At 56.4% G+C, this 17,469-nt stretch carries 13 protein-coding genes; 12 read left to right on the forward strand and 1 reads right to left on the reverse strand.

The annotated features are described in order from the left end of the window. Nucleotides 1-6: 6 nt before the first annotated feature. Nucleotides 7-2,304, reverse strand: a complete 2,298-nt coding sequence (locus AC27KL_RS08820; protein ID WP_212949221.1) for a helix-turn-helix domain-containing protein — start codon at nucleotides 2,302-2,304, stop codon at nucleotides 7-9. 281 nt (nucleotides 2,305-2,585) lie between these two features. Here AC27KL_RS08820 and AC27KL_RS08825 point away from each other — a divergent pair, with 281 nt between their 5' ends. From AC27KL_RS08825 to AC27KL_RS08880, 12 genes are all read left to right on the forward strand, one after another. Further along, nucleotides 2,586-3,974, forward strand: a complete 1,389-nt coding sequence (locus AC27KL_RS08825) for an alpha-L-fucosidase (RefSeq protein WP_036714162.1) — start codon at nucleotides 2,586-2,588, stop codon at nucleotides 3,972-3,974. 93 nt (nucleotides 3,975-4,067) lie between these two features. Then, complete coding sequence (locus AC27KL_RS08830; RefSeq protein WP_340997373.1) at nucleotides 4,068-5,354, forward strand: alpha-L-fucosidase; 1,287 nt, start codon at nucleotides 4,068-4,070, stop codon at nucleotides 5,352-5,354. A gap of 106 nt (nucleotides 5,355-5,460) precedes the next feature. Continuing rightward, the gene (locus tag AC27KL_RS08835; protein WP_487169461.1) at nucleotides 5,461-6,780 is read left to right on the forward strand and encodes a glycoside hydrolase family 125 protein; all 1,320 of its coding nucleotides are present in this window, start codon (nucleotides 5,461-5,463) and stop codon (nucleotides 6,778-6,780) included. Further along, the gene (locus AC27KL_RS08840) at nucleotides 6,777-9,908 is read left to right on the forward strand and encodes a beta-galactosidase (protein ID WP_339322037.1); all 3,132 of its coding nucleotides are present in this window, start codon (nucleotides 6,777-6,779) and stop codon (nucleotides 9,906-9,908) included. Before AC27KL_RS08835 ends, AC27KL_RS08840 begins: the two co-directional genes overlap by 4 nt. A 19-nt stretch (nucleotides 9,909-9,927) precedes the next feature. Continuing rightward, entirely contained in the window at nucleotides 9,928-10,959 is a 1,032-nt protein-coding gene (locus AC27KL_RS08845; protein WP_339322036.1) for a carbohydrate-binding family 9-like protein, read from the forward strand. Further along, on the forward strand, nucleotides 10,956-13,568 hold the full coding sequence (locus tag AC27KL_RS08850) for a transglutaminase domain-containing protein (protein WP_339322035.1): 2,613 nt from the start codon (nucleotides 10,956-10,958) through the stop codon (nucleotides 13,566-13,568). The genes AC27KL_RS08845 and AC27KL_RS08850 overlap by 4 nt, the downstream gene beginning before the upstream one ends. A 23-nt stretch (nucleotides 13,569-13,591) precedes the next feature. Continuing rightward, on the forward strand, nucleotides 13,592-14,626 hold the full coding sequence (locus tag AC27KL_RS08855) for a glycoside hydrolase family 18 protein (protein WP_212949207.1): 1,035 nt from the start codon (nucleotides 13,592-13,594) through the stop codon (nucleotides 14,624-14,626). Between the two features lie 256 nt (nucleotides 14,627-14,882). Continuing rightward, entirely contained in the window at nucleotides 14,883-15,041 is a 159-nt protein-coding gene (locus AC27KL_RS08860) for a hypothetical protein (protein WP_156124707.1), read from the forward strand. A 50-nt stretch (nucleotides 15,042-15,091) separates the two neighbouring features. After that, entirely contained in the window at nucleotides 15,092-15,625 is a 534-nt protein-coding gene (locus tag AC27KL_RS08865; RefSeq protein ID WP_339322034.1) for a GNAT family N-acetyltransferase, read from the forward strand. A gap of 343 nt (nucleotides 15,626-15,968) precedes the next feature. Further along, nucleotides 15,969-16,469, forward strand: coding sequence for a GNAT family N-acetyltransferase (locus AC27KL_RS08870; RefSeq protein WP_339322033.1), 501 nt, complete (start codon nucleotides 15,969-15,971; stop codon nucleotides 16,467-16,469). Between the two features lie 26 nt (nucleotides 16,470-16,495). Continuing rightward, on the forward strand, nucleotides 16,496-16,840 hold the full coding sequence (locus AC27KL_RS08875) for a cupin domain-containing protein (protein ID WP_339322032.1): 345 nt from the start codon (nucleotides 16,496-16,498) through the stop codon (nucleotides 16,838-16,840). 21 nt (nucleotides 16,841-16,861) lie between these two features. Then, the gene (locus AC27KL_RS08880; RefSeq protein ID WP_339322031.1) at nucleotides 16,862-17,458 is read left to right on the forward strand and encodes an AAA family ATPase; all 597 of its coding nucleotides are present in this window, start codon (nucleotides 16,862-16,864) and stop codon (nucleotides 17,456-17,458) included. Nucleotides 17,459-17,469 lie beyond the last annotated feature (11 nt).

Consider the following 17,469-nt stretch of genomic DNA (forward strand, 5'->3'; position numbering starts at 1 on the left):
TCATCATTATTCGCCGTCCAAATCGGACTCGGATGCGGCTTGGCCGTCCGGCGAAAACATTTTGCGGTATTGGCCCGGCGTATAACCGGTTTCCTTTTTGAACTTGCGGATAAAATTCGGCGTGTCCAGATAACCGACCCGAAGGATGATGTCCTTCAGCGGATCGCTTGTCGTTTTCAGCTGATGCATGACCTCTTCCATTCTTTTTTGCCAGATATACTGGATGAAGTTCAGCCCCATCTTTTCCTTGAACGAGCGGCTGACATGGGATGGCGAGATGCTGAACTCGAAAGCGACGGTCTCCAGGCTGAGCGTATTGTCCGCGTAATGCTCGTCGATGTAAGCAACGATCTGATCGATGATCGACTGTTCTTCCTGCTGCGTATTCTGCTCGACCTGCGCGCATATTTGCGCGCACAGCTTCAGCAGGCTGCGTTCCAGCTCGTCCAGGGAGTTGCCGTAAATCATGTTCGGCGCGACTTCCTGAAGCATGCCGTGATGGCCGAGCTCCGACGCGGTTTTCAAAATGCTGTTCAGCAGGTCGAAGCAAACGCAGCGGATCAGCAGCGCGGAATGTTCGGACGTATGCAGGTTCTGGATGGCCGAATGAACGATCTGGGCTGCCACATCGTAGCTTCCCTGCTTCAAACTTTGCGAAAGCTTGAGCAGCGTGTTGTTCGGGATCCAAAATTCCTGGTCATGCGTTTGGGACAGCTTTTCGAAATAGGTGACCGAGCCGTAATCGTTGGATACGCGGAGCTCAAACGCCGAGCATGCCTCGATAAACGATTGGTTCAGCTGATCCGGGCTCGGGTAGCACGTACCGACGCCGATCATCGGAATCGTATCGAAGGTTTCGAGCATGTTGCTGCGCACCGCTTCGACGATTTGCCGGATATGGGAAAATTCGTCCTGTCCGCCGAGATTGAAGCTGATGATCAGGCCAAACTGGTTCAGCTGGGACAGCTCCACGCCGTATCCATGGGCATTCAGCTCCGGAATTTCGATCTGGGCGAGCAGCTCGATCATGTCCTGGCGCTCCTGCTTTTCGGTTTCGCTCATGTTCTCTTCGTCCCAGCCGATGACCATCACGAAATGATGGGTGCGGTCGAACCGGAGATCGAATGCTTCCTGAAGTTCGGGCGTCAGGCTCTGGGCGCTGCCGTACTTGAGCAGCATGGACAGAAAATGGTTGCGGGCGAAAGGCTCCTGCAAATCGACGCGCGAGCTGTATTCCTGCAGCGCCGTCCGGATTCGGTCCAGCTCGTTGCCCGAGGCGGAAGCATCATCCGGGCGCTTGGCGCCGGCTTTGGAAGCGGCAAACTCGACAAGCATGGATATCGGCTGGTATTGCATGCGGGCCAGCACGACGGCGATGGCCGCGCCGACCAGCACCACGATGATAAACAGCATGATGATAAAGCTGCGAACATGCAAAACGCTGCTGAAAAATTGGGCGCTCGGCATGATCGTCACGTAGCTCCAGCCGTTGTTTTCCGACTTGACGGAGACGATCGAATGAGCTTGTCCGTTGATGTTCCGGTCCTGGATGCCGGGCGACAAATCATCGAAAAGCGCCTGCGCGTCTTTTTCGGTCAAGGCTTCCCCCTGGCGGTTGTCGACCATGATATGCCCCTCGTTATCGAGGATGTACGTTTGGCCTTGGTAGCTTCCGAGAATCGAGTCGATGAGGCTGCTGAGTTCGGACTCCTTGATCAAATACATGACCGTCCCGTGGGGGGAGGAGCTTCCCGGCGTGATCGGAATCAAATAGGCAAGCATCGTTTCCTGGACGCCGGAAGGGTTCGTGACAATGTCCGCCGGCCGCATGATCGGATACGTGGCTTCGTTCAAGTCCCGGTAAAGCGTATCTTTGCTCCAGTTTTTGAAGCGAATGTTTTTCGCGAAGACGTCAAAATTGTTGAGGCCTTTGCTGGAGTAAATTTTATCGTCTTGATGGAAATACAGGTACATTTCGCCGATGATCGAGCTGGTGGCCTTATACTGGTCCAGCGCTTGAATCGACTCCCAGCTGGAGACCGGATCATGGACCTGGTAACGTGCCAGCCGTTTGTCGTAGGAGATGCGGGTCGCGATTTCGCTGAGCTCCTTCATCCTTCCGTCGATGATGACCTTCGCTTGCGTCAATTGGGCAAGGCGGGACTGTTCGATTTCGGAACGGAGATTCGTGACGGCGTTTTCATAAATGAAAATCGTCATGCAGACGAGAGGAATCAGCAGGATAAACAAATAGGACCAAATATATTTCAAAAACAGCCTGGATTTAAAGTAGTTTCGTTTCAACAATTCTGCCTCCTGTGTCAGCTGATAATCTTCAGGTACCTATCCATGATACCAACAAATCGGCGGTTTGGACATAGAGGGGCGGAAAGTTTCGAAATGCGTCCTCGGAAGAAAAAGCGGGCAAATCAAGATTTTCGGGTTGGCGAATGAAGGAATCGGCGCCGCTTCGAAGAAGTTATCTCTCGAAGATAGCGTTTTCATAAATCCGGCGGCAAGGCCGGAAACCGCGTGACACCCGTTTTTGCAAGGAAACCAAACCAATCGTGATATGGAGGATAACCATGAGTGAAAAGGAGCATTTGATCGAGGAAGAAGAATCCGTCGTCGTGCAAGGGGTGCACAACTACAGCAGCGAGGAGCAGTGGGTCAAACCCGAAGATCCGCTTCTTCTGGAGCGGCTCGAATGGTTCAAGGACCAGAAGCTCGGGCTGATGATGCACTGGGGGCCGTATTCCCAGCTGGGCCTGGTCGAGTCCTGGGCGCTCAGCGACGTGGACGAAGAATGGTCGCGCAACGAAATCGACTGGGATATCGACGCGGAGGAACTGAAGCGGCAGTATTTCGATCTGAACAAAACGTTTAACCCGCTTCGTTTTCAGCCGGACCTTTGGGCGGACCTTGCGGCGGACAACGGTTTTAAATATTTGAACTTTACGACCAAGCACCATGACGGATTTTGCATGTGGGATACCCGTACCACCGATTACCGCATTACCGGTCCGGATTGCCCTTTCCATACGCATAAATACGCCGACATCACGAAGCAGCTTTTTAATGCGTTCCGGGCGAGAGGCCTCGGCATTTCCGCCTATTTCTCCAAAGCCGATTGGCATTCGCCGTATTATTGGGCGCCGGGCATGCGGCCGGGAACGACGACGTCGCGCGGTCCGACCTATGATCCGAAGGAATATCCATGGCTGTGGGAGCAATTCGTGCAATTCACTCACGAGCAGATCATGGAGCTGATGACGAACTACGGCCGCATCGACGTGCTGTGGCTGGACGCCGGATGGGTCAACGACTACCGCGACCAGAACATCCGCCTCGGGGAAGTGGTGGACAAGGCCCGTCAAATCCAGCCATGGCTTCTTTCGGCGGACCGCACGGTCGGCGGGCCTTACGAAAACCTGATCACGCCGGAGCAGACGCTGCCTGAACGCGCGCTTCACGTGCCTTGGGAGAGCTGCATCACGATGGGATCGGCTTTCTCGTTCCGCTACGAGGATAACTATAAGTCGGTGCGCCAGCTGATTCATCTGCTCGTCGAAATCGTGGCGAAAGGCGGCAACCTGGCGCTGAACGTCGGTCCGCAGCCGGACGGAAGAATTTCGAAGACGGCGATTTCCCGGATCCAGGGCATGGGAGCTTGGCTGAAGGTCCATGGCGAAGGCATCTACGGAACGAGAGTGTGCGAGCCGTATTCGGTAGGCAACGTGCAGTTTACGCAAAAAGACGGGAAAATCTATGCGTTCTACCTGTACAAGGACGAAAACGAAACCGTTCCGGAAGAGATTCATTTGCCGCTGCAGAAAGAGTTCAGCCGCATCGACCTGATCGGCGGGCCGGAAGGGCTCGAGTACCGCAAGACGGACACCGGCATCGCCGTGCGCCTTCCGGCGAAAGAGCGCGAAGCCAAAGCGCCGATCGCGCATGCGTTCCGGATCCAATAAGACAGAAATATCGCAAGTTTGACATAACCGTATGATGTATTGGGCTCAGCATGAATAGAGCCGACCATTTGATCTGAAAGGTGCTGAACATATATGCAACAATGGTTTGAAGACGCGAAGCTGGGCATTTTTATTCACTACGGGATTTATGCGGTGGACGGCGTCGCCGAATCCTGGTCTTTTTACAACGGGAGAATATCTTACGAGCAATACATGAAGCAGTTGGACGGCTTCACCGCCTCCAAATTCGACGCGGACAAATGGGCGGACCTAATCGAAAAATCCGGCGCCAAGTACGCGGTGCTGACGACCAAACACCATGACGGCGTAGCGTTGTTCGACACGCAGTACAGCGATCTGAGCGTCATGAAGAAAACCCCTGCCAAGCGGGATATCATCAAGGAGTATGCCGAAGCGGTTACGAAAAGGGGAATCCGGCTCGGCATGTACTACTCGCTTATCGATTGGTCGCATCCGGATTATCCGAGCGTCTACGAAGGCGGCAAAGTGCCGGACGATTTGAGCACGGTCAACCGGTTTTCGAGCCCGCCGGACGGGGTGCAGGACGAAGAAAGATGGCAGAAGTTTTTGCAGTTCAACAACGACCAGCTGAAAGAAGTTTTGACGAATTACGGCAAGGTCGACCTGCTGTGGTTCGACGGGGACTGGGAACGGAGCGCCGAACAGTGGAATTTGCCGGAGTTCAAACATTACCTGAAATCCTTCAACCCGGACCTGATCATCAATTCGAGGCTTCAAGGGCACGGAGACTACAAAACGCCGGAGCAGGGCTTGCCGATCACGAGACCTGAAGGGCCGTGGGAATTCTGCACGACGATCAACTCGTCGTGGGGGTACGTGCCGACGGACAACCATTATAAATCGCTGAACCAGATCATCCGCATGTTCTGCGACTGCATTTCGATGGGCGGCAACATGCTGCTTGACATCGGGCCGCGCGAAGACGGAACGATCGACGAACGCCAGGAAGAGATCCTGCTCGGACTGGGCGACTGGATTCGCACGCATGCCGAGGCAGTGTACGGCACGCAGGAAGGCATCATGACGCGTTATTACCTTGGCGGCAGCACGCTGTCCAAAGACAAAAAGACGTTGTATCTCTTCGTCTACGACGATCCGAAAGAAAGCATATGCCTGAAGGGGTTGTGCAACCCGATCAAAAAGATCACCGTGCTGCACTCCGGAAAAGAGCTGACGCACGAAATCCACGGCGGCGTGCCTTGGTTCAACATTCCGGGAACGACCTGGATTCCTTTGACGGCCGAAGACACGCATGAGCACGTAACCGTGCTGAAGCTGGAATTCGACGAGGAAGTGGAAATGTACGGCGGTTCCGGAGCGGTCGTTACGCATAACTAGGGAGCCTGGCTTGGGGCCGGCAGCCGGATGAAAGGCTTTCGAAAAGGTCCGGGTGCCGCTCCCCTGCATTTTTGATCACATCATCCATTATTTAAAGGAGATTCCAATGGAGCAATTCAGATTACCGAAAATCCAAATGACCAGCTTCGAGCTTCCGAAGGCCGTCCAGGACGTCCTGAGCGAAGCGGAGGAAAAGCTGGCGCATCGCCCGAAGCTGCTGAAGCTGTTCAAAAACTGCTTTCCGAACACGCTGGAGACGACGACCAAGCTGATGGACGACGGCACGACCTTCGTCATTACGGGAGATATTCCGGCCATGTGGCTGCGCGATTCGGTGGAGCAGGTCATGCATTACGTGCCGCTGGCGAAAGACGACGAGGATCTGCAGCGCATGTTGTCCGGCTTGATCAAGCGCCATATCCGGTATATTCTGATTGACCCTTACGCGAACGCGTTTAACGAGTCGGCGAACGATTGGCACTGGAACACGGCCGATCAGACCGAAATGTCCCCATGGGTGTGGGAACGCAAGTTTGAGATCGATTCGCTTTGCTTCTCCATGCGCCTTGCTTATGCTTACTGGAAGGAAACCGGGCTCACCGATATTTTCGACGCCGGCTTCAAATTGGCGATGCGCGTGATTTATGACTTGTTTAAGACGGAGCAGCGCCATTTCGAGCGATCTCCGTACCGCTTCATGAGAAATGACGGCATCCGCCAGGATACGCTGGCCAACGGCGGGCTCGGCATGCCGGTCAATTATACGGGCATGGTTTGGTCCGGCTTCCGTTCCAGCGACGACGCCTGCGATTTCCATTACAACATTCCGGGCAACATGTTTGCCGTCGTCGCCCTTCGCCATATGCAGGAGTTTGCGGAATGGGTGTTCCGCGACACCGATTTCCTGAATGAGCTGAAGCTGCTCGAGCAGGACATCGATCACGGCATTCGATTGTACGGCATTTACAGGCACCCGGAATTCGGGCCGATCTATGCGTACGAAACGGACGGATACGGCAATTACTGCCTGATGGACGACGCGGGCACGCCTGGCCTTCTGTCCATTCCGTATCTCGGATACGTGTCGGCGGACGACCCGGTGTATCAGAATACGAGACGTTTCGCCCTGTCGAAGGCGAACCCGTTCTACTTCGAAGGCAAAGCGGCTAAGGGCATCGGCAGCCCGCACACGCCGGACGGCTTCGTATGGCATATGGCCCTGTCGATGCAGGGCATCACGGCTACGACGAAAGAAGAGAAGCTGGCGATGATCGAGATGCTGGAGGCGACCGATGCGGACACGGGCTACATGCACGAAGGTTTCCATGCGGACGATCCGGCGAATTTCACGAGAAAGTGGTTTGCATGGTCCAACAGCCTGTTCTCCAAACTCGTGCATCAAGCGATGAAAGAAGGGATTCTATGAGCCGGAACGTCATCGTATTTTACGACTCGGCATTTCCGGGCAGCCCCGGGCTTGACGATCGGGCCGTCAAGGCCTTGCGGCAGATCGGCACGGTCGTCGGCGCGGCGGATTTGGCCGGAGCTCTCGGCTCCAGCCGGGACGGCTGTTTCGTCAATCTGCACGCGCCGTATTTTCCAAAAGCGGCCTGGCCGGAGATTCACGCCTTCCTGCGGCGCGGCGGGGGGCTTATCAGCATTGGCGGAGCGCCTTTCAAAGTCCCAGTTCGCTGCGAAGAAGGAGGCTGGACGCCTGAAGCCGAACAAACCGCCTACCATCGCGAGCTGTTCATCCACGAAACGCTGCGCGTGAACGCAGGGCCCGTGCAGTCTTTTGCTGCGTCCAGTCAGATTCCGCTGTTGGCCGGCCGGGAGGCGCTTTTCGAGATTCGGGATACGTGGAATCTGGTGCCGCATACGACCCGAAACAGCGATTTTCCGCATGAAATGGGTTCGGCCGGAACGATGAGCACGCAGGTCTACCCGCTCCTGAAAGGGATCAGCGGCGAAGGACGGGAAGCGGCCGCTCCCGTCGTCTTATGGGAACATTCCCGCGGCGACTTTGCGGGTTCCAGATGGCTGTTCGTCAATCTGCCGTTATCGAAGGCGTTTTGGGAACAGGGCGGCGTCGATGCGTTAGCGGAATGGAGCGCCTTCTGCGCGAAACCGGTGACGGAGCTTGCGATCAAAACCAATTATGCCGCTTACGAGCCGGGCGAACAGGCGGTGCTGATGCTGCAGATGCAGCGGATCGCGAAATCGAATGAGGCGGAGGTTTCGGATCAGCGCTGGACGTTCGAAATCACCGTGGAGCAGGATGAAGGCGACCAGTTTTGGGTGCAGCGTTTCGGCGCCGAAGTGACGAAATCGCTGGATTTCGTCCGCATTCCGGTGCCGCTGGACATCCAAAGCGGGCTTTACCGCGTCGTATGCCGGGCGACCTCCGAAGACGGGGAGACGCGCGTGCTCCGTCACGGCTTCTGGGGGAACGATCCGGAGCTCCTTGCGAAGGGAAGCCCGGTCAGCTGCGGCCGCGACTATTTCGTGAAGGACGGACGGCCGCTGCCGATCGTCGGCATGACTTACATGGCCTCCGACGTGGCCCGCAAATTTCTGTTTCTGCCGAACGCGGATGTTTGGGACCGGGATATGGCGCAGATGGCCCAGGCCGGGATCAACTGGATCCGGACGGGGCTTTGGACCGCTTACCGCAACGTGATGCAGGTGGACGGGCATGCGTCGGAAGAGGTGCTTCGGGCGATCGACGCGTTTATTCTCACCGCCAAAAAACATGATCTGCAGTTGACGTTCACTTTCTTCTCTTTTACGCCGGAAACTTGGGAAGGCACGAACCCTTATCTCGACCCGCAAAGCGTGGAAGCGCAAAAGCGGTTCATTCGTTCCATCGTGCATCGCCACCGGGCGACGAGCAACGTCGATTGGGATTTGATCAACGAACCTTCGATGTTCGATCCGAAACGGATTTTCGCATCGGGACCGAGATCCTGCGGCGACCGGTTCGAGCGGGCGGCTTTCTCGGCCTGGCTCGAGGAACGCCACGGACGGATCGAGCTTCTGCAGGAGCGCTGGAACATGACGCCGGAGCAGCTGCCGAGCTTTCAGGCGGCGGCGATTCCCGGGCCGCAGGAAATCAACTTCGACGTGCAGGACATGATCTTGGAGAAAAAAGGCACGCGGTGGCTCGACTACTGCTTGTTCTCCATGGACATGCACAATCGGTGGGCCAAGCAGTTATACGAAGAAATCAAACATTTGAGTCCGGATCAGCTCGTCACGGTCGGGCAGGATGAAGCGTTAGGCGCGCAGCGTCCTTCGCCGTTTTTCTACCAGGAGGCGGTCGACTATACGACGGTCCATTCGTGGTGGCTCAACGACGACCTGGTCTGGGACGGCGTATTCGCGAAAACGGCGGACAAGCCGAACGTCATTCAGGAAACCGGCATCATGTACGTCGAAACGCCGGAAGGACGGGCCAAACGAACCGAGGAGGAGCTGCGGAGCATCCTGGAGCGCAAATACGCTTATGCCTTCGCGACCGGAGGAGCCGGGGCGATCCATTGGATCTGGAATACGAATTTTTACATGGACAATGCCAACGAGTCGCATATCGGCGCGCTCCGGGCGGACGGGACGGAAAAGCCGGAAACCGACGTCTCGTACGGGTTCGGCAAGTTTATGGGCGAAATCCGGGACCTGTTCCAGGAACGCGAACTGGAGGAAGTGGCCGTTATTTTTCCTTACTCGAACGATTTCTCCAACCGCAAGCTGGCGTACGAGGCGACGACGCGCCTGACGCGCGTGTTCTCCTACCAACTGAACATGCCGATTCGCGGCGTATCGGAATATCATCTCGAGCCGCTGGAACAGGATCCGGCGAAGCTGATCCTGCTGCCTAGCGCCCATAATTTCGACGATGCCGCTTGGGATCGCCTGCTCGGCATCGTGGAGCGGACGGGAGCGACCCTGCTTGTGACGGGGCCGATCAGCATCGACGCCTACTGGCGTAAAACGGAGCGGCTGGCCGATTTGCTTGGGGAAGGACGGCTTTGCAATGTCCGCCGCGAAGAGCTGCTGAACGTGGACGGACATGAAATTCCGTTATCTTACGGCAAACGCCGGATTGCGGAAGTGAGCAAGGAGGCCCGGAGCGGCGGAACGGCTGAAGCGGCCGATGCCCCGGCCGCGGGCGACGCGGTCCGGAATATCCGGTTAGGCAACGGGCGGTTGATCTGGTGTCCGCTTCCGATCGAATTAAACGACAGAACGGATTCGATGGCGGCGCTGTACCGGTACGCCCTTGACGAAGCAGGCTGCCAAAGCGGCCTTGAATGGATCCGGGGCGATGTACCCGGCGTATACGGCCGGAAGCTGAAATTCAGGGACGGGTATCTGTACGTTTTCGTATCGGAATATGCCTGGGATACGAACATTGAAGTGAAGGATGCCGACACGGGCGTGGCCTACGCATTCGGACTGGAACGGGAACGATCCGTCCTGTTCGCGGCGGACGGCGAAGGGCGGATCATTTCGGTTTATCGCCCGCACGAGGTTGAAATCCACATCAAATCATGAATTGCCGGAGGGAAGCGACATGAACTTAAGCGGAGTGCCTGAACCGAAGATCGAATACGCTCCGAAGCATTATATTTGCCGCCGGGCGGCCGGGCCGCTCGAACTGGACGGAAGGCTCGACAAGCCGTTTTGGGAAACCGCGGCCTGGACGGAGGAATTCGTCGACATCGAAGGCGACCTGCGTCCGAAGCCGGCGAAAGCGACCCGAGTCAAAATGCTCTGGGACGACGAATATTTTTATTTCGGGGCGGAGCTGATCGAGGATCAGATTTGGGCGACGCTCACGGAACGCGAATCGGTCATTTTTTATGACAACGATTTTGAAATTTTCATCGATCCGGACGGGGATACGCATCAATATTACGAGTTCGAGATCAACGCGCTGAATACGGTGTGGGATCTGATGCTCGTGCAGCCATACCGCGACGGTGGACCTCCGGTGAACGGCTGGGATATCAGAGGTTTGAAAACGGCCGTCCATATCGACGGGGAACTGAACAATCCCGAAGCGGACAACCGGAAGTGGAGCGTCGAAGTAGCGATTCCTTGGAACATCTTGAAGGAATGCGCGCCCGCAGGCCGTATGCCGGTCAAAGGCGAATTTTGGCGCGTCAATTTCTCCCGCGTCGAGTGGCAGGCCGAGGTTCGGAACGGAAAATACGAAAAGGTGATCAATCCCGAGACGGGCAAGCCTTATCTGGAAGACAACTGGGTATGGTCGCCGATGGGCATCATCAACATGCATTACCCGGAGCTTTGGGGATATGTGGTGTTTGCCGATGCCGACGGGCCCGATTCGTTCGAGCTGCCGCGGGATGAACGCATCAAGTGGGAGCTGCGCAAGCTGTATTACCGCCAGCGCAATCATTTCGAGGCACGCGGCGAATTCGCGAAGGAGATGGAGCATCTGAAGGGCGATGATGCCTGGAGCATCGAACCGGTCATCGAGACGACGCGGAGCCTGTTCCAGATCACGGCCCCTTCGGCGGACGGAACGGCGGTATATTGCATCCGGCAGGACGGAAAGTTGTGGAAGGAGGAACGGAAATGACGATGCAGACCTCTGCTTTTTCGCTGGATCAGGCGGCGATCGGGCTGATTGAACGCAAGTTCGGCGAGAAACGCCGGATGGCCGCGGCAAGGGAACAGGAATTGTTTGGCATTTTTCAGGAAGAACTGACGGAAGAAGAGACTTGGGCGCTTAAGTACTTGTACGCGTATATGCCGGTCAACGACATGGCCGACTACGACGGTGCGCTGTTTTTGAGCCATGTGCGCACGACGCTTGCGATCCGCAAGGAAATGCCCTGGGGGGAGCGCGTGCCGGATCATCTGTTCCTGCATTTCGTCCTGCCGTACCGGGTCAATACCGAAAATATCGAGGATTCCCGCGGCATTCTGCACGAAGCTTTGGCGGAACGCACGAAATCCTTGTCCATGGCGGATGCCATCCTGGAAACGAACTACTGGTGCCATGAAAAGGCGACTTATATCGGCAGCGATCTCCGTACGATTTCGCCGCTGACGATGATCCGCAACGCCCGCGGCCGCTGCGGCGAGGAATCGACGCTGGCGGTTGCCGCGCTGCGCAGCATCGGCATCCCGGCGCGCCAGGTATACACGCCGCGCTGGGCGCATTGCGACGACAACCATGCTTGGGTCGAGGCTTGGGCCGACGGGAAATGGTATTATTTCGGCGCCTGCGAACCGGAAGCCCGGCTGAACCAAGGCTGGTTCAGTCCGCCGGCCCGGCGCGCAATGCTGATCAACACGCGGATTTACGCGGATTATCCGGGTCCGGAAGACATCACGCTTGCCGACGAATGGTTTACGGAAATCAACCTGCTGGAAAACTATGCGCCGACGCGGACGATCACGGTCGCCGTCAAGGATCGCCAAGGGAAGGCGGTCAGCGGGGCACAGGTGCACTTCGAGCTGTACAATATGGCCGAGTTTTATCCGATCGCCACGATTCCGACGAATGAACTTGGAGAGGCTTCGTTCAAGACGGGATACGGCGATCTGCTCATTCGCGCCGTCCGGGACGGCGCGTGGGGCGAACGCAAAGTGACCGTGGCCGAAAGCGACCGGATCGAACTGGTTTTGGATCAGGCGGAGCAGCCTTCCGGAACGTTGGATCTCGACATGGTTCCGCCGCCGGAGCGCGAAGGAGACGAAGCGGAAGCTTTATCCGAAGAGAGCATCCAAAGGCATAACCGCCGCCTGGAAGAAGGCACGAAGATCCGGACCAATTACGAAGCCACGTTCCTGACCGAAGCGGATGCGACGGAACTTGCCGCGGAATTCGGGCTGCCGGCAGACCGGGTGTGGGACGTGCTGCGCAAGGCTCGCGGCAACGACCGCGAAATCGCCGCTTTTCTCCGCGAGCGTTCGGGGGAATACGGCGAGTGGCCGCTGCGGCTGCTGGAAAGCTTGAACGAAAAGGATCTGGTGGATACGTTCCGTCCTTCGCTTGACGATCATCTGATCGGCGGGCTGGCGCAGCGCGGGGAACTCGACGAAACGACGTTCGTTTCATACGTGCTTTGTCCGCGCGTGCTGTACGAAATGATCGTGCCGTATAAGCGCTTTTTCCAAGAGACGTTTGCGGTCGATGCCGCGGCGATCCAAGCCGATCCTTCGGTGCTTGTCCGCAAGCTGGAAGACGGATACGCTGTGTGGGAAGACCTTCAAAACCTGAAGGGCAAAGGCAATCCGGTCGGCACGTACAAGCTGATGCACGGGGATGACGTATCGCTCGACATTTTGTTCGTCGCCGTATGCCGGAGCCTGGGCATCCCGGCCCGCCTGCATCCAAGCGAGCTGAAGCCGCAATATCTCGAAGGCGGCACATGGAAAGACGCCATGTTTGCCGCGCATGCGCCGCAGGAAGAGGAAACGAAGGCATGGGGGTCGCTGCGCCTGCTGCGCGATCCGGAGGCTGCGCCGGAAACGGCCGAAGCTTCATATTACGAAAATTTCACGTTCGCCCGTCTGGAGAACGGCAGGTACAAGACGCTGGTCTATCCGTACGGCAAAAAAGACGTATATGACGAGCCGTTCGAGGTGGAGCCGGGCTTTTACCGGCTGACTTCGGGCGTACGGCTGAAGGACGGCACGGTGCAAGCGCGTTTCGCCTATTTCAAGGTCACGGCAGGGGAAACGACCGACGTTGTTCTGACGTACCGCCAAGCGCAGCATGACATTCCGGTGCTCGGAAAGATCGACCGGACCAGCGCGTTGACAACGCTGGAGGGAACCGATGCAACGCTTGGCGAGCTGATCGGCGGCTCCGGGGCCATCGTCGCCTGGATCGAGCCGGAGCGCGAGCCGACGAAACATCTGTTCCGCGAAATCGGCGAACTGGCGGAGCCGTATGCGAAGCTTGGCGCACCGATCGTGCTTATTATCGGCAATGCCGAGTGGACCGCTTCGTTTGATCCGGCGGCTTACCCGAACCTGCCGTCCGGCACGGTGTTCGTCCGGGATGCCTCCTACGCGGCGCTGCCGGATTTCATTGCCCAGTCCCCTGCCCGGGATGCAGGCTACCCGCATTTGTTCGTGCTGGATGCAGTGGATCAAATTCGCTATACGGCATCGGGTTATAAAATCGGAACCGGCAAGGAAGCGCTGCAGGTTTTGTCCGGCGTATGGCAGTAAACTACGAATCGGAGTGAAATCGAATGACCGAGAAAAAATATATCGTCGCGGGTTACGCCGTCGACGCCAAGCTTCCTGACATGACGCGGGAAGACCTCATGAAATTGACCCATCTCAACGTGGCTTTCGGCCATGTCGTGGACGGCCGGATTTCGACGGCCCATCTGAAAAACGCGGCCGTGTTGCGGAAGATCAAGGACGAGCATCCGGAGCTGAACATCGTTTTGTCCGTCGGCGGCTGGAGCGCCGGAGGTTTCTCCGAAGCGGCTTCGACCGAAGCGGGAAGACAAAGCATGGCGGAGTCGGCGGTTCAAGCCATCGTGGACCATCCGTTCGACGGGATCGACCTGGATTGGGAATATCCGTGTTACGGGGAAGCCGAAATCGCGTCCAGCCCGGACGACAAAAGGAATTTTACGCTGCTGCTCCAGACGATCCGCGAGGCGCTGGACCGCAAAGGCGCGGAAGACGGACGCCATTACCTGCTGACCATTGCGGCGGGCGCGGACCAATATTACGTGGACGGCACCGAAATGGACGAGGTGCAGAAATATCTCGATTTCGTTCAGTTGATGACCTATGATATGCGCGGCGGATTTCAGGTGCTGACCGGTCACCACACGAACCTGTACACGCCGACGGGAGATTTGTTCCGCATCAGCACGGACGCCTCCGTGAAGATGTTTATGCGCGCAGGCGTGCCGAAGGAGAAAATCGTCATCGGGGCCGCTTTTTACTCCCGCGTCTGGCATCAAGTGCCGGACCGCAACAACGGGCTGCACCAAATGGCCGGCACGACCGGCGGGTACGGACCGGATTTCGGGACGCTCACGAGAGAATATATCAACAAAAACGGCTACACCCGTTATTGGGACGAAGAGGCGCGCGCGCCGTACTTGTTCAACGGTTCGAGTCTCATTTCCTATGACGACGAGGAGTCGATCGGGCATAAATGCGGCTATGTCAAAGACAACGGCCTGGCAGGCATCATGTTCTGGGAATACGGCTGCGACGACACCCATCAATTGCTTGACGCGATGCATCGCGGACTGAAGTAACTGATGTTTTGAAACCTGCTGTCATTTGATCCATATCATCAAGTTAAAAAAGGCTGAAGGCTTGCGGCATCGTCGGGTGTGCAGCCCTCGGCCTTTTTTATCATGGCGGGCTCTCTGAAAGAGGTTGGCCGATCCTCCATCTCCAGTCCACCGGGCCATATCTTTCATGATGCAATTTTAAAGGGATTTTTGTCGGCATATGGAAGTGATTAAGGCGGTTCACAGCATATACATGATGGCGAAGGAGGGAAACGGCATGCAGAAAGCATTTATCCTCTACTTTTGGACGGAAAAACGGAATAACCTCGACGAGCTGAACCGGCTGCTGTCCGAAGGGTGGAAGGTACACAGCCAAAAACCGATGGGCACGGGCCAGACTACCGGAGCGTATTCGCTTGTCATTTTGGAAAAATAAGCGGCTAACCATGGGACTGCCCACATGCAAAGCCGATATGAGGTGATCGAATGAGTGACGTTATTACGATAAAGCCGTTAACCGATCCGTCGGAGGCGGAGATGCTGAATCAGGAGTTTACCCGCTACGGCTGGTACCGGCAGGGGGATTATTTCGAGCGCTGCCTGCAGGAGAACCGGGAAGGGAAGCGGGTTACGCTGATGGCTTTTTGCGGAGAGGAATTGGCCGGATGCTGCCATCTCATTTATCAGTCCAAATATCCGTATTTTCAGGAACGGCGCATTCCGGAGATTAACGACTTGAACGTATTCCCGGAATTCCGGCGCAAAGGCATCGCCAGCCGTATGTTTGACGAGTTCGAGCGCATCGCGGCAAGGGAGTATTCCCGAATCGGCCTTGGCGTCGGCTTGTACGAGGATTACGGAAACGCACAGCGGATGTATACGAAACGCGGGTACGTATTGGACGGGCAGGGTTTGACCTATAAAAACGTAAAGGTGAAGCCGGGCGAAAGCGTCATGGTCGATGACGACCTGGTTTTATATTTGATCAAAGAGCTTGATGGAGTGCCAAAGAAATCGTGAGGATCATGCGGCAGGAAATATTCGGCGAAGCCATCGAATAAATGGCCAACGACGAAAAAGCGACGGCACGCGGCCCGGCAAAACGTTCGAACCCTAACGTACAGGGAACGGGCGTTTTTTTTTGCTCGCCAGCCTTTGTATTTTATATGTGCAAGGGCCGTTTAGGCAGCCATGTGGCCATCAAAGAATCGCGGGACGGCCATCGGGCTCAGGTTTTCACTTTATGGGGAAGAAGAGTAGGCGTTTTTCTGCTTCGTTTAAGGCTATTTTTATCCCAAGGCATTTGTTATGATCGTGTAAGGCCTCGAAAAAGGAAAAACAAGCCAAAAAAGGAGGGGCGGCGATGAATTACACGATCAGACCCATTGCGGAGCGGGATGTCCCTTTCATGTGGGATATGCTGTATGAATCGCTTTATGTCCCGGAAGGCGGAAAACCGTTCGGAAGGGAGATTCTGCAGGACCCGGCGATCGCCAAATACGCGGAGCATTGGGGGCGTCCGGGCGACATCGGATGGATCGCCGTCACGGATGACGGACAGCCGATGGGGACGATCACGGCGCGTTTGTTTGACGAAAGCAACCGGGGATATGGTTATGTCGGCCCGGACGTGCCGGAGCTCGGCATGGCGATTTCGCGATCTTATCGGGGGCAGGGCATCGGGACGGCGCTCATGAAGGCGCTTTTCGATGAACTCCGGAAAAGAGGGATTTCCCGGGTATCGCTCAGCGTTGACCCCAATAACGAGGCGGCGGTCAAGCTTTATCGGCGTTTCGGTTTTACGGACGTAGGCGTCGTGGATACGTCGATCACCATGGTGGCCGACGTGAAGCGCGGGAATTAATTTGCGCAGCAAAGGGAGCGGATAGCGTGAACATATATCACTTCGGCAGCGAAAAAGGAAAAACCATCAACGCATACGGCAGCCGGCATCTTGTTATGACCCGCATTTTAAGCAGTTCGGGCGAATTGCAGACGGGATGCATGCATCTTGGTCCCGGCGGCGTCGTGGGGTACCATCAAGCGACGATGCCGCAGTTATTTCTGGTTGTGAGCGGCGAAGGCGTCGTCAGAGGGAGCGAAAACGAGGAGATGCCCATTCAGGCCGGCAGTGCCGCTTATTGGGAAGCGGGCGAATGGCATGAGACGCAAACGGAGCAGGGACTGACCGCCATCGTCATTGAAGGGGAATCGTTGAAGTTATATTTGGAATAGCGATGGATGAGGTGAACAAGATTGATCATTTGGGTAAACGGCGCGTTCGGCGCGGGAAAGACGCAAACGGCGCATGAGCTTCACCGGCGGATTCCGAATTCGTACATCTATGATCCGGAGAACGCGGGCTATTTTATACGCAAAAACGTCCCCAAACCCATGGCCAAAAGCGATTTTCAGGACCACAAGGCGTGGCGCGACACGAACTATGGCATGATCAAATACATCCACGAGGAATACGACGGAACGCTGATCATTCCGATGACGATCGTGAATCCGGAATATTTTGACGACATTGTCGGCAGATTGAGGCGGGACGGGATCGCCGTTCATCATTTTGCGCTTTGCGCCGGCAGGGAGACGCTGCTGAAAAGGCTGCGGAGCCGCGGAGAAAACGGCCGTTCCTGGGCCGCCCGGCAGATCGACCGCTGCATCGAAGGGCTTTCCCTTCCCGCATTCGAACGGCAGCTGCAGACGGACGACATGACGATTTCCGAAGTGGCGGAGACCATTGCGGCAGCGGTCAACATTCCGTTGCTGCCCGATCCGCGCGGCAACTTGCGCAAGAAATACGACAGGATCATGACGCAAATCAAGCATATCCGCTTTTTGAATTAAACCATGGAAGA

The organism is Paenibacillus sp. YAE3 (assembly GCF_057546105.1).